General features: G+C 61.9%; 16 protein-coding genes and 1 riboswitch. Of the genes, 4 read left to right on the top strand and 12 right to left on the bottom strand.

The features are described 5' to 3' along the window. Positions 1 to 44: 44 nt before the first annotated feature. Positions 45 to 1,139 carry a 2'-deoxycytidine 5'-triphosphate deaminase gene (locus tag N2A41_RS00920; RefSeq protein ID WP_017966879.1) on the bottom strand — a complete coding sequence of 365 codons (1,095 nt, stop codon included), beginning with the start codon at positions 1,137 to 1,139 and terminating at the stop codon, positions 45 to 47. Between the two features lie 73 nt (positions 1,140 to 1,212). Further along, positions 1,213 to 1,291, top strand: a riboswitch (SAM riboswitch). Between the two features lie 42 nt (positions 1,292 to 1,333). Here N2A41_RS00920 and N2A41_RS00915 point away from each other — a divergent pair. Next, on the top strand, positions 1,334 to 2,518 hold the full coding sequence (locus N2A41_RS00915; RefSeq protein WP_017966878.1) for an O-succinylhomoserine sulfhydrylase: 1,185 nt from the start codon (positions 1,334 to 1,336) through the stop codon (positions 2,516 to 2,518). A gap of 259 nt (positions 2,519 to 2,777) precedes the next feature. Then, complete coding sequence (gene apaG / locus N2A41_RS00910) at positions 2,778 to 3,170, top strand: Co2+/Mg2+ efflux protein ApaG (RefSeq protein WP_020486188.1); 393 nt, start codon at positions 2,778 to 2,780, stop codon at positions 3,168 to 3,170. A gap of 248 nt (positions 3,171 to 3,418) precedes the next feature. On the opposite strand, the gene N2A41_RS00905 is transcribed toward apaG, so the two are convergent. The 3 genes from N2A41_RS00905 to N2A41_RS00895 form a co-directional block, all read right to left on the bottom strand. Then, the gene (locus N2A41_RS00905; protein ID WP_017966876.1) at positions 3,419 to 4,411 is read right to left on the bottom strand and encodes an Hsp33 family molecular chaperone; all 993 of its coding nucleotides are present in this window, start codon (positions 4,409 to 4,411) and stop codon (positions 3,419 to 3,421) included. 91 nt (positions 4,412 to 4,502) lie between these two features. After that, positions 4,503 to 5,417 (bottom strand): ornithine carbamoyltransferase, encoded by a 915-nt coding sequence (argF, locus tag N2A41_RS00900; protein WP_017966875.1) that lies wholly within the window; start codon positions 5,415 to 5,417, stop codon positions 4,503 to 4,505. 39 nt (positions 5,418 to 5,456) lie between these two features. After that, positions 5,457 to 6,656, bottom strand: coding sequence for an aspartate aminotransferase family protein (locus N2A41_RS00895; protein WP_260109999.1), 1,200 nt, complete (start codon positions 6,654 to 6,656; stop codon positions 5,457 to 5,459). A gap of 419 nt (positions 6,657 to 7,075) precedes the next feature. On the opposite strand from N2A41_RS00895, the gene N2A41_RS00890 reads away from it, so the two are divergent. Then, the gene (locus tag N2A41_RS00890) at positions 7,076 to 7,609 is read left to right on the top strand and encodes a GcrA family cell cycle regulator (RefSeq protein WP_017966873.1); all 534 of its coding nucleotides are present in this window, start codon (positions 7,076 to 7,078) and stop codon (positions 7,607 to 7,609) included. 256 nt (positions 7,610 to 7,865) lie between these two features. On the opposite strand, the gene phoB is transcribed toward N2A41_RS00890, so the two are convergent. From phoB to phoR, 7 genes are all read right to left on the bottom strand, one after another. Then, complete coding sequence (gene phoB, locus N2A41_RS00885) at positions 7,866 to 8,549, bottom strand: phosphate regulon transcriptional regulator PhoB (protein WP_003545181.1); 684 nt, start codon at positions 8,547 to 8,549, stop codon at positions 7,866 to 7,868. A 147-nt stretch (positions 8,550 to 8,696) separates the two neighbouring features. Continuing rightward, complete coding sequence (phoU, locus tag N2A41_RS00880; RefSeq protein WP_017966872.1) at positions 8,697 to 9,410, bottom strand: phosphate signaling complex protein PhoU; 714 nt, start codon at positions 9,408 to 9,410, stop codon at positions 8,697 to 8,699. A gap of 44 nt (positions 9,411 to 9,454) precedes the next feature. Beyond that, positions 9,455 to 10,270: a phosphate ABC transporter ATP-binding protein PstB gene (pstB, locus tag N2A41_RS00875; protein WP_017966871.1), complete on the bottom strand. Its 816-nt coding sequence runs from the start codon at positions 10,268 to 10,270 to the stop codon at positions 9,455 to 9,457. A gap of 15 nt (positions 10,271 to 10,285) precedes the next feature. After that, positions 10,286 to 11,608: a phosphate ABC transporter permease PstA gene (pstA, locus tag N2A41_RS00870; protein ID WP_170258932.1), complete on the bottom strand. Its 1,323-nt coding sequence runs from the start codon at positions 11,606 to 11,608 to the stop codon at positions 10,286 to 10,288. Continuing rightward, a complete protein-coding gene (gene pstC, locus N2A41_RS00865) occupies positions 11,605 to 13,086 on the bottom strand; it encodes a phosphate ABC transporter permease subunit PstC (RefSeq protein WP_170262960.1) in 1,482 nt (493 codons plus the stop codon). The genes pstA and pstC overlap by 4 nt, the downstream gene beginning before the upstream one ends. A 168-nt stretch (positions 13,087 to 13,254) precedes the next feature. Further along, entirely contained in the window at positions 13,255 to 14,289 is a 1,035-nt protein-coding gene (locus N2A41_RS00860) for a substrate-binding domain-containing protein (RefSeq protein WP_017966868.1), read from the bottom strand. A 599-nt stretch (positions 14,290 to 14,888) separates the two neighbouring features. Beyond that, positions 14,889 to 16,112 (bottom strand): phosphate regulon sensor histidine kinase PhoR, encoded by a 1,224-nt coding sequence (gene phoR, locus N2A41_RS00855; protein ID WP_260109998.1) that lies wholly within the window; start codon positions 16,110 to 16,112, stop codon positions 14,889 to 14,891. A 242-nt stretch (positions 16,113 to 16,354) separates the two neighbouring features. On the opposite strand from phoR, the gene ppk2 reads away from it, so the two are divergent. Beyond that, the gene (ppk2, locus tag N2A41_RS00850; RefSeq protein WP_222386702.1) at positions 16,355 to 17,236 is read left to right on the top strand and encodes a polyphosphate kinase 2; all 882 of its coding nucleotides are present in this window, start codon (positions 16,355 to 16,357) and stop codon (positions 17,234 to 17,236) included. Between the two features lie 56 nt (positions 17,237 to 17,292). Here the strand turns inward: ppk2 and N2A41_RS00845 are convergent, their stop codons facing one another. Continuing rightward, the gene (locus N2A41_RS00845; RefSeq protein ID WP_260109997.1) at positions 17,293 to 18,489 is read right to left on the bottom strand and encodes a regulator; all 1,197 of its coding nucleotides are present in this window, start codon (positions 18,487 to 18,489) and stop codon (positions 17,293 to 17,295) included. Between the last annotated feature and the right edge of the window lie 179 nt (positions 18,490 to 18,668).

Below are 18,668 nucleotides of genomic sequence, written 5' to 3'. Positions count from 1 at the left end.
CCAACAGATAGGGGCCGCTGTCAAGTCGCGCCTGACGCAACGCTTCAGATGCGGAAGTGCTTCGAGAGTTTGAGGCCCTGGGCCTGGTAGTTGGAGCCGAGGCCGGAGCCGTAGAGGCTTGCGGGCTTTTCCTGCATGTGTTCGTAGACGAGGCGGCCGACGATCTGGCCGTCTTCGAGGATGAAGGGCACTTCGTGGCTGCGGACTTCGAGCACGGCGCGGCTGCCGCGTCCGCCGGCAGGCGCGTGGCCGAAGCCCGGATCGAAGAAGCCGGCATAATGGACGCGGAATTCGCCGACCAGCGGATCGAACGGAGTCATCTCGGCGGCATAATCCGGCGGCACGTGCACGGCCTCGCGCGAGACGAGGATATAGAACTCGTCGGGATCGAGGATCAGCTCGTTGCGGCCGCGGCTGTGGAGCGGTTCCCAGAAATCGAAGAGGTCGTGCTCGGCCTTCTTGTCGACATCGACGACGGCGGTGTGATGTTTGCCGCGATAGCCGATCAGGCCGTCCTTGTCCCCGGCGAGGTCGATCGACAGGGCGATGCCGCCGCCTGATACGTTGGGCAGCTTGCTGGCCACCAGCGTCTCGCTTTCATGCAGCTTCAACAGTTCGGGCTCGCCGAGCAGGGCCTGACCGACGCGGAAACGGATCTGCGACAGGCGCGAGCCGCGGCGCACGACGATCGGGAAGGTGCGCGGGCTGATTTCGAGATAGAGCGGGCCGGAATAGCCTGCCGGGATCTTGTCGAATTCCTGGGCGTAATCGGTGATGACGCGGGTGAAGATATCGAGGCGCCCGGTCGAGCTCTTCGGATTGGCCGAGGCCGACATGTCGGCCGGCAGGGCCAGGCTCTCCATCAGCGGCACGATATAGACGCAGCCGGTTTCGAGCACCGCCCCCTCGGAGAGGTCGATCACATGCAGGCTCAGCCGGTCGAGCTTGTCGGCAACCAGGTGCGAGGGGCCGGGCATGAAGCTGGCGCGCACGCGAAAAGCCTTGGCGCCCAAGCGCAGGTCGAGGCTTGCCGGCTGGATCTGGTCGCGGTCCAGCTCCCGTTCGGAGATCAGACGCCCCGTTTCGAACAGCGCGGAGATCGCGCGATCCGCCAGAATTCCCGTTTCGCGAGCCATCATGCCTCATCCATCATTTGCCGCCGACAAAACCAAACTCGGGGAATTGACGCAAGCAGCTAACAGCAGTATTGCAGAATTATCCCGTGGTGATTTGGCCGGTCGGCTTGCAGCCACGTTAAACAAGTGGCTAAAAAGACCGGGTTGAAACCGGTCTGCTTTTGCGACCGGTTTTTTTGTTATGTGAAGGTGATGGCATGAGCAAGACCTGGCGCCCGGCAACCCAACTCGTCCACGGTGGCACGCTGCGTTCGCAATATGGCGAGACGTCCGAGGCAATCTATCTCACCCAAGGCTTCGTTTACGAGACATCGGAGGCGGCCGAAGCCCGCTTCAAAGGCGAGACGGAGGGCTTCATCTACGCCCGCTACGGCAGCCCGACCAACGACATGTTCGAAAAGCGCATGTGCATGCTCGAAGGCGCCGAAGACGCCCGCGCCACCGCTTCCGGCATGGCCGCCGTCACCGCGGCAATCCTCTGCCAGCTGAAATCAGGCGATCATATCGTCGCCGCCCGCGCCCTCTTCGGTTCGTGCCGCTGGGTCGTCGAGACGTTGGCGCCGAAATACGGCATCGACTGCACGCTGATCGACGGCCGGGATCTGGCGAACTGGGAAAAGGCGATCACGCCAAAGACCAAGGTGTTCTTCCTGGAAAGCCCGACCAACCCGACGCTCGAAGTGATCGATATCGCAGGCGTCGCCAAGCTCGCCAACCAGATCGGCGCCAAGGTCGTCGTCGACAACGTCTTTGCGACGCCGCTCTTCCAGAAGCCGCTGGAACTCGGCGCCCATATCGTCGTCTATTCCGCCACCAAGCATATTGACGGCCAGGGCCGCTGCCTCGGCGGCGTCGTGCTTTCCGACAAGGAATGGATCGACGAGAACCTACACGACTATTTCCGCCATACCGGCCCGGCGATGTCGCCTTTCAATGCCTGGACGCTGTTGAAGGGCATCGAGACGCTGCCGCTGCGCGTGCGCCAGCAGACCGAGAATGCGGCGAAGATCGCCGATTTCCTGGCCGAGCAAGGCAAGGTCGCCAAGGTGATCTATCCCGGCCGCAAGGACCATCCGCAGGCCGATATCATCGCCAAGCAGATGACCGGCGGCTCGACGCTGGTCGCCTTCGAGCTGAAGGGCGGCAAGGATGCGGCCTTTGCGCTGCAGAATGCGCTCGAGATCGTCAAGATTTCCAACAATCTCGGCGACAGCAAGAGCCTGATCACCCATCCGGCGACGACGACGCACAAGAACCTGACGGAAGAGGCGCGCGCCGAACTCGGTATCTCGCCTGGAACGGTCCGCCTTTCGGCCGGTATCGAGGATACCGACGACTTGATCGAGGATTTCGCGCGGGCGCTTGCCAAGGTCTCGGCCTGATCGGCAGTCATAACGGCCGGATATCACGCGGGGTCCGGCCGGTCCTCACCAAGGTGAGGCCAGATCTCACCAAGGTGAGACCGGGGGGAACAAGTTCGTCCGCCGCGGCGTTCCGAAGCGGAATTAACACTGGCGATTAGGCTTAACGATCGAAAACCTTTCGGATCACAGCCGTTTCAGCGATGATAACTGTTCCGTTTCTTGACGGACAAAGCCTCTTATAAGATACGGGTAACATATCTTGATTAAGGTGCAAGGCATGTATCGCGCCCTCACAAGAGAGATCGAAGTCGTCGTCGAGCCGTTCTATCTGGAGGAGCAATCCGATCCGGAAGACGATCGCTATGTCTGGGGTTACCGGATCGTCATCAGCAACAATTCCAACATAGCCGTTCGGCTGGTCAACCGTTACTGGAACATCACCGACCAGAACGGCCAGGTGGACGAGGTGACCGGTCCCGGCGTTGTCGGCGAACAGCCGCGGCTCGGCCCCGGCGACACCTACGAATATTCTTCCGGCTGCCCGCTCGATACGCCCTCAGGGCTGATGTTCGGCCATTACCAGATGGAAACGGACGAAGGAGAGATGTTCGATGTCAACATCCCCGCCTTCTCGCTGGATTCGCCTGGGCTGCTGCGCGTGCTTAACTGAGGCGCAACAATTGAGAGGTCATTTTCCGTCAGCGCCACGTTTCTGAGACGTCTTCGACGCCCGGCTTCTGGGAGATTGCTGAGACCTGCCCCTCATCCGCCTGCCGACACCTTCTCCCCGCTCTTGCGGGGCGAAGGGGACGTGTCGCGACCTCTCCGTTTCCCACCAACCTTTCGTATGGCACGTCCCCTCGCCCCGTTTTTACGGGGAGAGGGTTAGGGTGAGGGGCACCATTCGCGCGAACCAGCCTATTCGGCCGGCTGAAGCTCGGCCGGCTCGAAGCGGTAGGTGGTCGAGCAGAATTCGCAGGTTACGGCGATTTCGCCGTTTTCCTGGCTGGCTTCGATCTCCTCGGCCGAAAAGCCCTTCAGCACGCCCTTGATCTTGTCGCGCGAGCAGCTGCAGCGGTCGAAGACGGCGCGCGGTTCGTAGACGCGGACGCCACGCTCGTGGAACAGGCGAAACAGCAGCCGCTCGGTACCGACAAGCGGATCGGTGAGTTCATCGGCATCGATGGTCTCGACCAGCGAACGCGCTTCGAGCCAGGCGTCGTCCTCGCCGTGCGGGCGGCTGCCGGTGTCGCCGTCGCCGCCGTGGAGATCCGGCTGGCGCATCCGCTCCGGCGCTTCCGGCAGGAATTGGGCGACGAGGCCGCCTGCCCGCCAGCGATGGCGCGGCTTGCCGGCATCGTCACGATCGAAGAGCTCGGCCGCGGCAAGGCGGACGCGCGTCGGGATCTGCTCCGACTGGCGGAAATAGACGCCGGCAATTTCTTCAAGCGTCGTGCCGTCGAGCGGAACGATGCCCTGGTAGGGCTGGCTGAACTTGCCCTGGTCGATGGTAAAGGCGAGCACGCCCCTGCCGAGCAATTGCTCCGGCTCGGTTTCGCCTGACTCGATCGCCTTGTTGAGCAGCGCCCGATCGAAACGGGCATAGGCGCGGACATTTTCCGGCGTCGAGAAATCGGCGACGAGAAGATCGACCGGGCCGTCGCCCTTGGTCTGCACCGTGAACTTACCGTCGAACTTCAGCGAGGTGCCGAGCAGCACCGTCAGCACGACGACTTCGGCAAGCAGCCGAGCAACGGGTGCGGGATAATGATGGCGCTCGAGGATCGCATCGAGCATCGGGCCGAGCTGGACGGCGCGACCACGCACATCCAGCCCCTCCACCTGGAAGGGGACGACATGGTCATCGCCGGCGAAATCGAACTGGCCGAGGGCGGCTGCAGCTTCTGCCATGGCTTTTCACTCCTACTTTCCAGAGCGATGGGCCAGCGTGCCCGCCGCTCGCGCGGTCGCGAGTTTGTGACTCGCGACGTCCGATTATGGTTCAGATCGCGCCCAGGCACCAAGCAAGAATCGACTTCTGCGCATGAAGACGGTTTTCCGCCTCATCGAAGACCACGGATTGCGGACCGTCGATCACTTCGTCCGTCACTTCCTCACCGCGATGGGCGGGCAGGCAATGCATGAACAATGCATCATTGCCGGCTTTGGCCATCAAGGCCGCGTTGACCTGATAAGGCTGGAAGACATTGTGACCCCGGGCCCGATGTTCCTGATTCATGGAGACCCAGGTATCGGTCACCACGCAATCGACGCCGGCGACCGCACGGTCGGCATCATGGCAAAGCATGATTTCGGCGCCCTCATTGCGGGCCCAGTTCAGATAGTGATCCTTTGGCTCCGAGCCAAGGGGTACGGCCATGTTCATGCGGTAGCCGAAGCGCGCGGCACCCTCGACCAGCGAATGCAGCACATTGTTGCCGTCGCCGGTCCAGGCGATGGTCTTGCCCTTGATCGGGCCGCGGTGCTCTTCGAAGGTCATGATATCGGCCATGATCTGGCAGGGATGGGTGTCATCCGTCAGCGCATTGATCACAGGCACGGTCGCGTGCTCGGCGAGCTCGACCAGCCGCGAATGCTCGGTGGTGCGGATCATGATCGCATCGACATAGCGCGACAGCACCTTGGCGGTGTCGCCGATCGTCTCGGCGCGGCCAAGCTGCATCTCGGTGCCGGACAGAAAGAGTGTTTCGCCGCCGAGCTGGCGCATGCCGACGTCGAAGGAGACGCGGGTGCGCGTCGACGGCTTCTCGAAGATCATCGCCAGCATCTTGCCGGCGAGCGGCTTATCACCCTGGCCTGCCTTAAACGCCTGCTTGCGGGAAAGCGCATCGTTCATGATGGTTCTGAGATCGGCTGATGTGACCGCCGAAAGATCTAGGAAATGTTTAGGGCTCATGTCTTCTTACCTGTGCTGCGCCCGAAGGCGGCAATCTCTTCAAGCCGTCTTCTTGACCTTGGAGGCGCGAATGCTCTCGGCGGCGCGCTCGACGCGGGCCAGACCCTCGCGGGCTTCCTCGGCAGTGACCACGAGCGGCGGAAGAAGGCGGATGACGTTGTCGCCGGCAGGCACGCTGAGCAGATGGGCGGCGCGGATCGCCTGCAGCAGTTCGGCTGAGGGAACGGCGGCCTTGATGCCGAGCAAAAGGCCCTCGCCTCTGATATCCTCGATCACATCGGGATAACGATCCTTCAGCGAAGCGAGGCCCTGGCGGAAGACAAGCGCTACGTCGCGCACATGCTGGAGGAAGCCATCGGCAAGGATGATGTCGAGCACGGCGCTGCCGACGGCCATGGCAAGCGGATTGCCGCCATAGGTCGAGCCATGCGTGCCGGCCTTCATGCCGGAGGCGGCCTCCGACGTGGCAAGGCAGGCGCCGAGCGGGAACCCGCCGCCGATGCCCTTGGCGACAGCCATGATATCGGGCGTGATACCCGACCATTCATGGGCGAAGAGCTTGCCGGTGCGGCCGACGCCGGTCTGGACCTCGTCGAGGATCAACAGCAGGCCGTTCTCGTCGCAGAGCTGGCGAAGCGCCTTCATGAACTCGTTGGTGGCAGGGCGCACGCCGCCCTCGCCCTGCACCGGCTCGATGAGGATGGCGGCCGTAGCATCGGTGATCGCGGCGCGAACCGCTTCGATGTCGCCGAAAGCAACCTGATCGAAACCCGGCGCCTTCGGGCCGAAGCCTTCCAGATATTTTTCCTGGCCGCCGGCGGCGATCGTCGCCAGCGTCCGTCCGTGGAAGGCGCCTTCGAACGTGATGATATGGAAGCGCTCGGGATGACCCTTGGAAAACTGATAGCGGCGCGCCGTCTTGATCGCGCATTCGAGCGCCTCGGCGCCCGAATTGGTGAAGAACACCTTGTCGGCGAAGGTGGCGTCCGTCAGCCGTTTTGCCAGACGCTCCTGGCCGGGGATCTCATAGATGTTCGACAGGTGCCACACCTTGTCGGCCTGCTCCTTCAGTGCGCCCACAACATGCGGATTGCTGTGGCCGACGGAGGTGACGGCGACGCCGGCGCCGAAATCGAGATATCGCTCGCCGCTTTCGGTGATCAGCCATACGCCCTCGCCTCGCTCGAACCGCAGCGGGGCACGAGAATAGGTGTCATAAAGCGGCGCGGCTTCAGCCATGGCGCGATCTCCATCAAGTTGCCGGGCAATGACTCCGGCTAAGGAAACCAGGCCCGAAAAATCAAAAATGCCGCCTTGCGGCGGCGAGTGGCACTATTTCCTTTTCGCGCTGCAATGTCAACAAAACGGCGCCCTTAGCGTATGCAGCAAGAGTGTACAGCGGCATTTCCAGTCATCAACAGGCATTATTGCAGAAATGACACGCAGGGGCAGCAAGTTGGGGAAAACTACGAATTCGATTCATCCGGATTCATGCGACTCTTGTCACGGAGTCAGGCTCACACTAGGTTAAAGATCAATTACTAGACTGCATGCGGCGGAACTAGTCACCAAAATTGATCAAGCGTTTCTTGTTTCGGAGCTCCCGGGACAACGGTGAGGGATTCTGCCATCACCAACGCAGAAGGTGGAGACAGGGCATGAACTGGACAGACGAGCGGGTCGAGAAACTCAAGAAACTTTGGGCCGAAGGACTGAGCGCCAGCCAGATCGCTGCGCAGCTTGGCGGGGTCAGCAGAAACGCGGTCATCGGCAAAGTGCATCGGCTGTGCCTCCCCGGCCGTGCCAAGGCCGGCGGCACCAACACCGCGGCGCGAACGCCGAAGCGCAATACCTCGGCGCCGCGCGCGCCGAACTACGCCTCACGGGTCACGACCCGCACCGTTACCCGCCAGCAGGGCGCGACCATGCTGAAGGAAGAGATCGAGATCGAAACGATCGAGGAAATGGAATATGTGCCGAGAGGCAATGTGGTGGTGCCGATTTCCCGACGCCTCGGCCTGACGGAGCTGACCGAACGCACCTGCAAGTGGCCGGTCGGCGATCCGCTGAAGGACGACTTCCATTTCTGCGGCTGCGAGTCCCCCGACAATTCGCCTTATTGCGGCTATCACCAGAAGCTTGCCTACCAGCCGGTCAACGAACGCCGCCGGGCGGCAGCCCGGGCCAGCTGAACGGGTGATCATTGCTAGAATGACGAAACGGGCCGAGTGGCCCGTTTTTTATGCAATTTTGGTCCGTGCGGATGGCTGCCCCTCATCCGCCTGCCGGCACCTTCTCCCCGCTTGCGGGGCGAAGGGACATGCCGCACCCTCTCCATCCCCACCAACCTTTCGCGGGGCACGTCCCCTCGCCCCGCTTACGGGGAGAGGGTTAGGGTGAGGGGCAGACGTTAGCACGAGCCCTTGTCAGTAACCAGAACGGAAGCCCTCAGGCTTCCATCGAATAGCCGGCGCCGCGGACGGTGCGGATAACGTCCTGCATGTTGGAGAAATTCAGCGCCTTGCGCAGGCGGCCGACATGGACGTCGACGGTGCGCTCGTCGACATAGATATCGTGGCCCCAGACGCCATCCAACAGCTGCGAGCGGGAGAAGACCCGGCCCGGCGACGACATCAGGAATTCCAGCAGGCGGAATTCGGTGGGGCCGAGGCGGACTTCACGGGTCTTGCGATGGACGCGATGGGTCTCGCGGTCGAGCTCGATGTCACCGCATTTCAGCACCGTCGACAGCACCTCGGGACGGGCGCGGCGCAGCATCGCCTTGACGCGGGCAACGAGCTCGGGGGTCGAGAAGGGCTTGACGACGTAATCGTCGGCGCCCGTCGACAATCCGCGGACGCGCTCGCTCTCTTCGCCGCGCGCCGTCAGCATGATGATCGGCAGGCGCTCGGTTTCCGGCCGCATGCGCAGCCGCCGGCAGAGCTCGATGCCCGAGACGCCGGGCAGCATCCAATCGAGGATGAGAAGATCGGGAGTGCGCTCCTGAAGCCGCATTTCGGCTTCGTCGCCACGAAGAATGGTATCGACCTCGAAGCCTTCCGCTTCGAGATTGTAGCGAAGAAGCACGCTGAGGGCTTCCTCGTCTTCAACAACTGCAACTCTCGGGATCATGCGTATCGGTCTCCTCGCGCATGATCCTTAAACCGGGGGTGATTTAAGCAATGCATCCTGCGCAAACTCAGAAATTGGCTGCGACCTCTTTGCGCGCCCGGACGGGCGCGCACGCAATTGACTGGTCCGGGCGACTGGCCCGGACGGTTATTCCGTGACCGCGCCGACGGTGTTGGCGCTGTCGTCCTTCGGACGGTCGCCTTCCGGCTGCGCGCCTGTCGTCATGTAAAAGATCGTTTCGGCGATGTTGGTGGCGTGGTCGCCGATGCGCTCGATGTTCTTGGCGCAGAAGAGAAGATGCGTGCAGCTGGTGATGTTGCGCGGATCTTCCATCATGTAGGTCAGGAGCTCGCGGAACAGCGAGGTGTACATGGCGTCGATCTCGTTGTCGCGTTCGCGGATCGCATTCGCCTTGTCGGCGGAACGATTGGTGTAGACGTCGAGCACTTCCTTGAGCTGGACGAGCGCCAGCTCGGACAGATGCTCAAGGCCGCGGGCGAGCTTGCGGGGAACGCCGGTGCTTTGGACGGCGATGACGCGCTTGGCGGTGTTCTTGCCGAGGTCGCCGACGCGTTCGAGATCGGCGGCGATGCGGATCGAACCCATGATTTCGCGCAGGTCCGCAGCCATCGGCTGACGGCGGGCAATGGTGACGATCGCCTTGTCGCCGATTTCGCGTTCGGCATGATCGAGGATCACGTCGTCGGAGATGACCTTCTGCGCCAGCGCGGTATCGCCATTGACGAGCGCCCGGACGGATTCGGCGACCATCTGCTCGGCCAGACCGCCCATTTCGGAAATCCGCCTGGACAGGAACTTCAAATCATCATCATAGGCAGAATAAATATGTGTCGATGCCATGGGGCTTTATCCTCGAATAACGGGAAGGCTTGGTGTCGCCAAAATCAGCCGAAACGACCCATGATGTAGTCCTGGGTGCGCGGGTCGTCGGGATTGGTGAACATCTTGTCGGTGTCGTTTTCCTCGACAAGATTGCCAAGGTGGAACATGGCGGTGCGCTGCGAGACACGCGCGGCCTGCTGCATGGAGTGGGTGACGATGACGATCGTGTAGTTCTCGCGCAGCTCGTGGATCAGTTCCTCGACCTTGGCGGTGGCGATCGGGTCGAGCGCCGAGCAGGGCTCGTCCATGAGGATGACCTCAGGGCTGACGGCAACGGCACGGGCAATGCAGAGGCGCTGCTGCTGACCGCCGGACAGGCCGGTGCCGGATTCATGCACGCGGTCCTTGACTTCGTTCCAGAGACCGGCGCGCTGCAGGCTGGTCTCGACGATCTGGTCGAGGTCGGCCTTCGACTTGGCAAGGCCATGGATGCGCGGGCCGTAGGAGACGTTTTCGTAGATCGTCTTCGGGAACGGGTTCGGCTTCTGGAAGACCATGCCGACGCGGGCGCGAAGTTCGACGACGTCGATATCGGGATCATAGATATCGTCGGTATCAAGCGTGATCTTGCCGGTGACGCGGCAGCCGTCGATCGTGTCGTTCATGCGGTTGAGGCACCGCAGGAAGGTCGACTTGCCGCAGCCGGACGGGCCGATCAGGGCGGTTACGGTGTTTTCGCGGACGTTCAGGTTCACATCGAAAAGCGCGCGCTTCTCGCCATAGTAAACCGAGACTTCCTTTCCGATCATCTTATACGGGACGTTGCTCATCTTGCGATCCAGCGCCTTTTCAACTGCAGCTTCCGTCAACATGTTCATGATGTTTAACTCCGTTTACCAGCGGCGCTCGAAGCGACGACGCAAGAGGATGGCGCCCATGTTCATGACGATCAGGAACAGGAGCAGGACGATGATGGCACCCGAAGTACGCTCAACGAAGGCACGTTCGGCCTCGTTGGCCCACATATAGACCTGTACGGGCAGAGCCGTCGAGGGATCGAGCGGTGTCGTCGGCGCGTTGGCGACGAAGGCGACCATGCCAATCAGGAGCAGCGGCGCGGTTTCGCCGAGCGCGTGCGCCAGGCCGATGATCGTGCCGGTGAGGATGCCTGGCATGGCGAGCGGTAGAACATGGTGAAACACCATCTGCATCTTCGACGCGCCGAGGCCGAGCGCTGCGGCGCGGATCGACGGCGGCACGGCGCGCAGAGCCGCACGCGTGGCGATGATGATCGTCGGCAGGGTCATCAGCGTCAGCACCAGGCCGCCAACCAGCGAAGCCGAGCGCGGCAGGCCGATGAAGTTGATGAAGACGGAAAGACCGAGCAGGCCGTAGACGATGGAAGGAACCGCGGCGAGGTTGTTGATATTGACCTCGATCAGGTCCGTCAGCTTGTTCTTCGGCGCGAACTCCTCGAGATAGATCGAGGCGGCGACGCCGATCGGCAGAGCGAGCACGAGGACGATCAGCATCAGGTAGAGCGAGCCGATCAGGGCGACGCCCAGGCCTGCGGCCTCCGGACGGCTGGAATTGCCGTTGACGAAAAGGCCGGTGTTGAACTGCTTGTGGAGAGCGCCGCTCGCCTTCAGCTCGTTCATCCATGCAACCTGCTTGTCGTTGACCTTGCGGTTCTTCTCATCGACGGAGAGATCGATCTGGCCCTTGCTGGCGCTGTCGACATTGGCGTCGGCGAGCAGAGTGACGTCGACCGTCTTGCCGATGATCGACGGATCGGCGATCACCATATCGCGCAGCTGGATCGGCGCACTCTTCGACAGCATGGCGGATGCATCGCGCACGTCGGGACGGCTCGAGGCATTGATGTTCAGCTGCTTGACGATCGCGTCACGCAGGAGAACCGGATAGTTGGCGGCGATCAGCACCGAAGGGTCGGTCGCACGCTTGTTGTTCGGGTCGATCGTCTTCTCGGAAAACTCGATCGGCAGGGTGATCGCCGTCTGCTGGAAGGCGGTATAGCCTTTGCCGATCACCGTCCACAGCAGGATGAAGAGGAAGACGAGACCGAAGGTGATGGCGGCGATGCCATAGGCCTGGAACCGGCGCTCGGCGGCATAGCGGCGCTTGATGCCGATATCGCGGCGCGCGGGCGCCGTGGAAACGGTGACGCCTGATGTGGGAGAAACAATATCCGTCATTCGTACTGCTCCCGGTATTTGCGCACGATGTAGAGCGCATAGATATTGAGGCAAAGCGTGATGCAGAACAGCGTGATGCCAAGGGCAAAGGCAACCAGCGTCTGCGGCGAGGTGAACTCAAGGTCGCCGGTCAACTGATTGACGATCTTGACGGTCACCGTCGTCATCGGCTCGAAGGGATTGATCTGAATGCGGGCGGCGACACCAGCGGCCAGCACGACGATCATGGTTTCGCCGATGGCCCGCGAGGCCGTCATCAGCAGTGCGCCGACGATGCCGGGAAGGGCTGCCGGCAAGACCACTTTCTTGATGGTTTCGGAGCGTGTGGCACCAAGACCGAGCGAACCGTCACGCAGCGATCGGGGCACGGCGGTGATAATGTCGTCCGACAGCGAAGACACGTAGGGGATCAGCATGATGCCCATGACGATGCCGGCCGTCAGAACGCTCTGCGCCTGGATGAAATTGCTGTAATTGCCGGACAGAAGGCCGCTGATCTCAGCGGAGAAATCGCGCAGGAACGGGCCGACGGTGACGAGCGCGAAGAAGCCGTAGACGATCGTCGGAATGCCGGCGAGCACTTCAAGCAGCGGCTTGGCGACCCCGCGCAGCTTCGGCGAGGCGTATTCGGCCATGTAGATGGCGGCGAAGAGGCCGACCGGCACGGCGACCAGCATGGCGACCAGGCCGATATAGATCGTTCCGAGCAGCAGCGGGATTAGGCCGAACTGACCGAAGGACGAGCTGCCGGCGCCGGCAAAGCGCGGATCCCAGACGGTGCCGAAGAAGAAGTCCATGGCGGGGACGGCGGCAAAGAAGCGGGCGGCTTCCGATAGCATGGAGAACACGATGCCGATCGTCGTCAGAATGGCGATCGAGGAGGCGAGCAGCAGGCCCCAGAGCATGACGCGCTCGACCCGGTTGCGGGCGCGGAAGCGCGGAGCAATGGAGCGCAGCGCATAGAAGGCGCCAGCAATGGCGAGAGCGAAGACAACAGCCGTCATGGCGATGCGGCTCGTCATGCTCAGGGCATTGAGCTTTTTGGCGGCGTCGAGCATGTAAGGCAGCGGCTGGCTGGCAAGCGGCACACCCTTTTCGAGGAGCTTGGCCTGCAGGGCAGCCGGATCGTTGCCGACCGCAGCAGTTTCATCCGAGGTCAGCATCGTCAGGCCGCGGGCGACCGTCGCCACCGTCGAATAGCCAAGATCCTGCTCGACCGAGACTTGCGCCTTGATGTCGTCAGGGAAAGCACCGCGAACCGAGGACTGGATGATGCCGGGGCTGATGGAGAGCCAGAGGCAGAGGACGATGAGGGCGGGAAGAACCGCCCAGATCGCCGCATAGGCGCCGTAATAGGCTGGCCGTGAATGCAAAGCGGAGGATCGGCCTCCGGCAAGCGCCGTGGCCCGGCTGCGCGCGACCAGATAGGCGGCGGCGCCGATCACCCCAAGGCACAAAAGTATGATGGATGTGCTCATTCGATACGTCCCCAGGCCCATAGCCCCAAAAAGCCCGGCAGCTTCATCAGCCTGCCTTCGGCTTCAATCACGGAGAAGGAATTCCAACCCTGCAGCTCCAGAACCGCCGGCGCGCAGGGACATAGACAATGCCGGCGCGGGCTGAAAGGCGCTGCGCCGGCAAAGTGATTACATGGACTTGCCGGCTTCGACGTCCTTGCGGATGGCGTCGCGTTCAGCATCCGGAGCGGCAACGAGGCCGTATTCGGCGAGCGGACCGTCAGGGCCGATCATCTGGTCGGATACGAAGAAGTTGACGTATTCCTTCAGGCCAGGAACGGCGCCGAGATGTGCCTTCTTGACGTAGAAGAACAGCGGGCGGGAAACCGGGTAGGTGCCGTTCGCGATCGTTTCGGTGGACGGAACGATACCGCTCATGCTCGCAACCTTGAGCTTGTCGGCATTGTTTTCGTAGAAGGAAAGGCCGAATACGCCGACGCCGGTCTTGTTGGCGGCGATGCGTGCGAGGGTTTCCGGATAGTCGCCGTCGATGTCGACTGCAACGCCGTCCTTACGGACTGCGACGCAGGCCTTGCCCTGGGCAGCCTTGTCGGCGATTTCCTTGGCGATGACGTCGATTGCGCCAGAGGCCTTGCAGCCGGCGGCGAGCACGTTCTGTTCGAAGACTTCGCGGGTGCCGTGCTTTTCGCCCGGGATGTAGACGGCGATATCAACAGCCGGAAGCTTCGGGTTGACTTCCGACCACTTCTTGTACGGATTAGCGACAAGCTTGCCGTCAACGACGACCTGGGCTGCGAGGGCCTTGTAGATGTCGGCAGGAACATAAGCGACGTCAGGGTTGGAAGCGTCGGTTGCGAAGACGATGCCGTCGTAGCCGATCTTGACTTCCTGGATGTCGGTTACGCCGGCGGCCTTGCAGGCTTCGGCTTCGTTCTTGTTGATCGGACGCGAAGCGTTCGCAATATCGATAGTGTCTTCACCAACACCCTTGCAGAATTCCTTCAGACCAGCGCCCGTGCCGCCGGATTCAACGACCGGCGTCTTGAAGTTGGTGAAGGTTTCGCCGAAGGACTCGGCAACGATCTTTGCGTAAGGCAGGACGGTGGACGAACCAGCGATCTGAATCTGGTCGCGGGCGACGGCAGCGCCAGCGAAAGCAGCAGTTGCAGCGAGCGCGGCAACGGTGAGCTTGAAGGTGTTCATGTAAATCTCCCGGTATTTGGGCTTGTGTGAGTGCGGCCTTAGAGAGGCCCTCGCATGCCTTTTTTCATCGGCGAGACTCTCTTAGCGCTTTATGCACCGTCCTTTTATGTCAAAGCCGTGAAACATTTGTGACAGATTAAGCTCCTGATTTATAAAGTAATATTTTGAATCGGCCGATCGATCATGTCGAGCAACCAGCAAAGTTCGGCGTTCAATCCACCTCGCGTTGTACAAACTGGCTGCACATCAGAAACGGCAGTGAGGCGGCGGCTTTCCGCTTCCGCCGTTTCATTAACGTTGTTCCGCGGTGATTTGGGGCCCAGGTACATGGCGGGGGCATCTCGATTCCCTCTTCTCCCCAGCGGGGAGAAGGTGCCCGTAGGGCGGATGAGGGGGCCGGCGAAGCCGGTCTTTCCAATAACCCGTGAACCGCCTCGACCATCGTCAAGGCCCTTGGGCAGGCGTGGCGGGATAGGTGAATTGCGTGAGAGGTCAGCCGTGCGGCCCCCTCATCCGCCTGCCGGCACCTTCTCCCCGAGGGAAGAAGAGGACATGCCGCGACCTCTCCGTTCCCCGCCCGGTTCTCATAGAGCATTGCGTCAGAAACGCACCGTAAAATTGGTGCCCTTGCCGACTTCCGACTTGACGATCAGCCGTGCCCGGTGGCGGGTGAGGATGTGTTTGACGATGGCAAGGCCGAGGCCGGTGCCCTTTTTCGAGCGGCTGTCCTCGATGCTGACGCGATAGAAGCGCTCGGTCAGGCGCGGCACATGCTCGGCCGGAATGCCTGGGCCCTTGTCGACGATGCTGACCTCGACCGGCTGGCCGGTGCCGTTCTTCAGCCAGACGTCGACGACCTCGCCCTCTTGGCCGTATTTGCAGGCGTTTTCCATCAGGTTCTCGAAGACCTGGACAAGCTCGTCGCGGTCTCCGAGCACCTCGACCTTGCCGTCGGGCAGATGCAGGTTGATGGCGACGCCGACATCCGTTGCCAGCGGCACCAGCGCATCTCTGACATGGCCGAGCAGCGGCACCAGATCGACCTTCTCATCCGGGGCGATGTGCGATTTCAGCTCCAGGCGCGAGAGCGACAGCAGGTCGTCGACCAGCCGGCTCATGCGCGTCGTCTGATCCAGCATGATGTTGAGGAAACGCGCCTGCGCCTTCAGATCGTTCTTCGCCGGCCCCTGGATGGTTTCGATGAAGCCGCGCAGCGAGGCAAGCGGCGTGCGCAGCTCGTGGCTGGCATTGGCGACGAAATCCGACCGCATGCGATCGATGCGGCGGACCTCCGATATATCGCGGAAGGAGAGGATAAAATAGCGCTCATGCGGGCCGTCATCGGCTGCGAATTCTATGGGCGCGCTGCGGACCATATAGACGCGCTCGGACGGCAGCCGCTCGGCATGCTCTATCTGGTTCGGAGCGTTGGTGGCGATGGTTTCGCGCACCATGTCGAGCACGCCGGGCGAGCGCAGGCGGGCCGATATATGGGCGCCGAGCGCCACTTCGCCAAAAGCTTTCTCGGCAGCACGGTTCTGGAAGAGCACCGAGGCGTCGTCCGACAGCACCATGACCGGGATATCGAGGCCGGAAAGCGTGGCGGAAACCTCCGGCAAGCGGCTTGGCGGCGCCTCCGGCTCGATCTCCACCGGCGGGGCCGGTTCGGCCTCGATGATCGGCGCCTCATTGAAAAGCGCGGTGAGGATCATCACAAGCAGGAGGACAAGCACAACCCTTTTGTTCATGCCGGCGGCAAGCGCGGCGAGCGCGCTGAGGATCGCCGCAAGCAGCACCGGCCGTTCGCGCCTTATGCGCGCCAACAGGCTTTTTCTCCACGGAGTTTCGTCTTGCAAGTGCCCTCGCGGCGTCGATTCGTTTTTCTCTATATTGAACTCTGCCTGATAGCGGCAATTCATGACAGAAGTTTTCGGGTGGCCGCACCTCAAGCGAAAGGCCGCAGCCGAAACCCACGAAAAATGATCGGCCGCCCGTGAAAGATTTGATTTTCAACGGTAACTATGTTCGCCTGCAGAAAGAGAACAATCAGGCTGAGGAGCACCATATGGACGAGAAGGTCGAAAACAGGGCCGTGGAGCTGGAGATCCGCGGAAAGAAACGCATCTTCGACGTCGACGATCCCGCCCTGCCGGCCTGGGTGGACGAACACGCGCTGGGCTCCGGCGACTTCCCCTACAAGAAGAAGCTCAAGGAAGAGGACTATCTGGAGGAACTGGAAAAGCTGCAGATCGAACTGGTGAAGGTGCAGTTCTGGCTGCAGGCGACCGGCAAGCGGGTGATGGCGCTGTTCGAAGGGCGCGACGCTGCCGGCAAGGGTGGAGCGATCTCGGCCTCTTCGGCGCATATGAACCCACGCCTTGCGCGCGTCGTGGCGCTGACAAAGCCGACCGAGCGCGAACAGGGGCAATGGTATTTCCAGCGTTATGTCGCGCAATTTCCGACATCAGGCGAATTCGTGCTGTTTGACCGCTCCTGGTACAACCGCGCCGGCGTCGAGCCGGTCATGGGTTTCTGCACGCCGCAGCAATATGAGGATTTCCTCAAACAGGCGCCGCAACTCGAAAAGATCATCGCCCATGAGGGCATCTTGTTCTTCAAATTCTATCTCGATATCGGCCGCGAGATGCAGTTGAAGCGTTTCCACGATCGCCGGCATGATCCGCTGAAGGTCTGGAAACTGTCGTCGATGGACATCGCAGCGCTGACGAAATGGGACGATTACAGCGACAAGCGCAACCGGATGCTCAAAGAAACCCATACGGATTTCGCGCCCTGGACGGTAATCCACGGCAATGACAAGCGGCGGGCGCGCCTCGAACTCATCCGCCACATGCTGAACAGGATGGATTATGACGGCAAGGACAAACAGGCGCTCGGCACGGTCGATGCAGAGATCATCGGCTCAGGGCCTGGATTTCTGAAATAGGGCTTCCTGAAATAGGCGTTGGCTAAACGGGGTCACCGGCTCCGCCGGGACCGAGGTCACTGCCCCGGCAGGATGCGGATGGCGAAGAGGTTGATGCCGCGCGCCTTGCCGTCGAGATCGCTGTTGATCGTCAGCGTGCCCGGCGAATTCGGCGCGAGCGAGCGGTCGAACTTTACCTGCAGCAGCGCATCCGACTTTTCCCGGGTGACGTTGAAGCGATGGCGGGCGCAATTGCCGAGCGTCTGGAAATTGCACTCGACGGTGACCTGGGTCGGCTCGTCGCTGGTCGACTGCAGCGTCAGCGCGATCGTCGAGGATTTGCCGGCCAACTGCTGCAGCACCGAAGGGGGAACGCTGATCGAGACATTGCCATCGGCTGCACCGCTTTCGGAAATCAGCCGGACGGCGGGGCCATCATTCTCGTCGATTTTTTCGATGCGGGCCCGCGGGCCGCTTTGAATCTTGTCGGCGTTCTCAGGCTTGAACAGCGGGATCCAATCGGCCGAGAAACTGTTCTGCGGATCGATGGTCACCGGCTCATCGGTGTGAGAGCCCGCATTCCCGCTGTTGTCATTGCCGGTGAAATCCTCGGGCTGGGTGCTTGCCGGCGGATTGGCAACGCTGGTGTCGCGCTCGGCCGCCGTCATCAGCAGGCCCGATGTATGTGCCCACCAGGCGCCGATGCCGATGAAGGCGAGCAGGACGCACCAGACGAGCAGCCTCGAAAAAAACTTGCGCGGCTTGCGGCGGCCTGCCGCCCGCTCCGGGCGGAAATCCATATTGGTGGCGCGCTGACCCCGGGCAAGCCGCTCCTCGCCGACGGGGGCGGCAGCCAGGTGATCGGCATTGCCGGCATGCACGTCATGGAGGCTGGACTCGTCGCCGCGGCTGAAGGCCACCTCGGGAGTGCGGGTTTCGCCTGCGGGCACGGGACTATCGATAAGGCTGTCGATATCGGCCACTTCACCGCGCGGAACCGGCGGCGCCGGCATTTCCACGACCGGCGGCACGGGCACTTCAGGCGGCCTCTGGCGGGGGTGAAGGCGCTCGCGCTCCTCGCCTTCGATGGCGTGGATGGTGCTTTCCAGGCGATGGCGGTGATGGGCGACGACCTCGGTGTCGGTGATATCCTGCTTGCGCAGGCCGGCTTCCAGCGCCTGGCGGGCCGACTGATAGATCCTCGCTCGAACCTCCGGATTATCGCGATCGGAATTTTCGAGCGCAGTTCTGATGGCCGTTTCTAATCCGCTCACGTCAAGTCCTTCACCTTGAATTCGGCATCGGACTGCAATCCCCGCCGTTCTCCATCAAAATTCGGTAGCGGCAAGTGCGGCAAACCGCAAGCCTTGCGAGGGCGGGCCGCGGTTGATCGGCGGGGATAGTCGGCAGGTTTCACCGCTTGCGGGCCTTATTATATGAGCTTTCTCGGACG

The organism is Rhizobium sp. SRDI969 (assembly GCF_025152725.1).
Taxonomy (GTDB): Bacteria; Pseudomonadota; Alphaproteobacteria; order Rhizobiales; family Rhizobiaceae; genus Rhizobium; species Rhizobium leguminosarum_I.
Note: the sequence above shows the minus strand (reverse complement) of the source record. Positions and strands in the feature narration are given on the sequence as shown.

What these genes read in the sequence shown, in the direction of transcription:
- pstB (WP_017966871.1), bottom strand. Translation starts at nt 10,270, where the DNA reads ATGAACATGTTGACGGAAGCTGCAGTTGAAAAGGCGCTGGATCGCAAG.
- argF (WP_017966875.1), bottom strand. Translation starts at nt 5,417, where the DNA reads ATGAGCCCTAAACATTTCCTAGATCTTTCGGCGGTCACATCAGCCGAT.
- pstC (WP_170262960.1), bottom strand. Translation starts at nt 13,086, where the DNA reads ATGAGCACATCCATCATACTTTTGTGCCTTGGGGTGATCGGCGCCGCC.
- phoU (WP_017966872.1), bottom strand. Translation starts at nt 9,410, where the DNA reads ATGGCATCGACACATATTTATTCTGCCTATGATGATGATTTGAAGTTC.
- N2A41_RS00890 (WP_017966873.1), top strand. Translation starts at nt 7,076, where the DNA reads ATGAACTGGACAGACGAGCGGGTCGAGAAACTCAAGAAACTTTGGGCC.
- phoB (WP_003545181.1), bottom strand. Translation starts at nt 8,549, where the DNA reads ATGATCCCGAGAGTTGCAGTTGTTGAAGACGAGGAAGCCCTCAGCGTG.
- N2A41_RS00895 (WP_260109999.1), bottom strand. Translation starts at nt 6,656, where the DNA reads ATGGCTGAAGCCGCGCCGCTTTATGACACCTATTCTCGTGCCCCGCTG.
- N2A41_RS00905 (WP_017966876.1), bottom strand. Translation starts at nt 4,411, where the DNA reads ATGGCAGAAGCTGCAGCCGCCCTCGGCCAGTTCGATTTCGCCGGCGAT.
- apaG (WP_020486188.1), top strand. Translation starts at nt 2,778, where the DNA reads ATGTATCGCGCCCTCACAAGAGAGATCGAAGTCGTCGTCGAGCCGTTC.
- N2A41_RS00920 (WP_017966879.1), bottom strand. Translation starts at nt 1,139, where the DNA reads ATGATGGCTCGCGAAACGGGAATTCTGGCGGATCGCGCGATCTCCGCG.
- N2A41_RS00860 (WP_017966868.1), bottom strand. Translation starts at nt 14,289, where the DNA reads ATGAACACCTTCAAGCTCACCGTTGCCGCGCTCGCTGCAACTGCTGCT.
- pstA (WP_170258932.1), bottom strand. Translation starts at nt 11,608, where the DNA reads ATGACGGATATTGTTTCTCCCACATCAGGCGTCACCGTTTCCACGGCG.
- N2A41_RS00915 (WP_017966878.1), top strand. Translation starts at nt 1,334, where the DNA reads ATGAGCAAGACCTGGCGCCCGGCAACCCAACTCGTCCACGGTGGCACG.
- ppk2 (WP_222386702.1), top strand. Translation starts at nt 16,355, where the DNA reads ATGGACGAGAAGGTCGAAAACAGGGCCGTGGAGCTGGAGATCCGCGGA.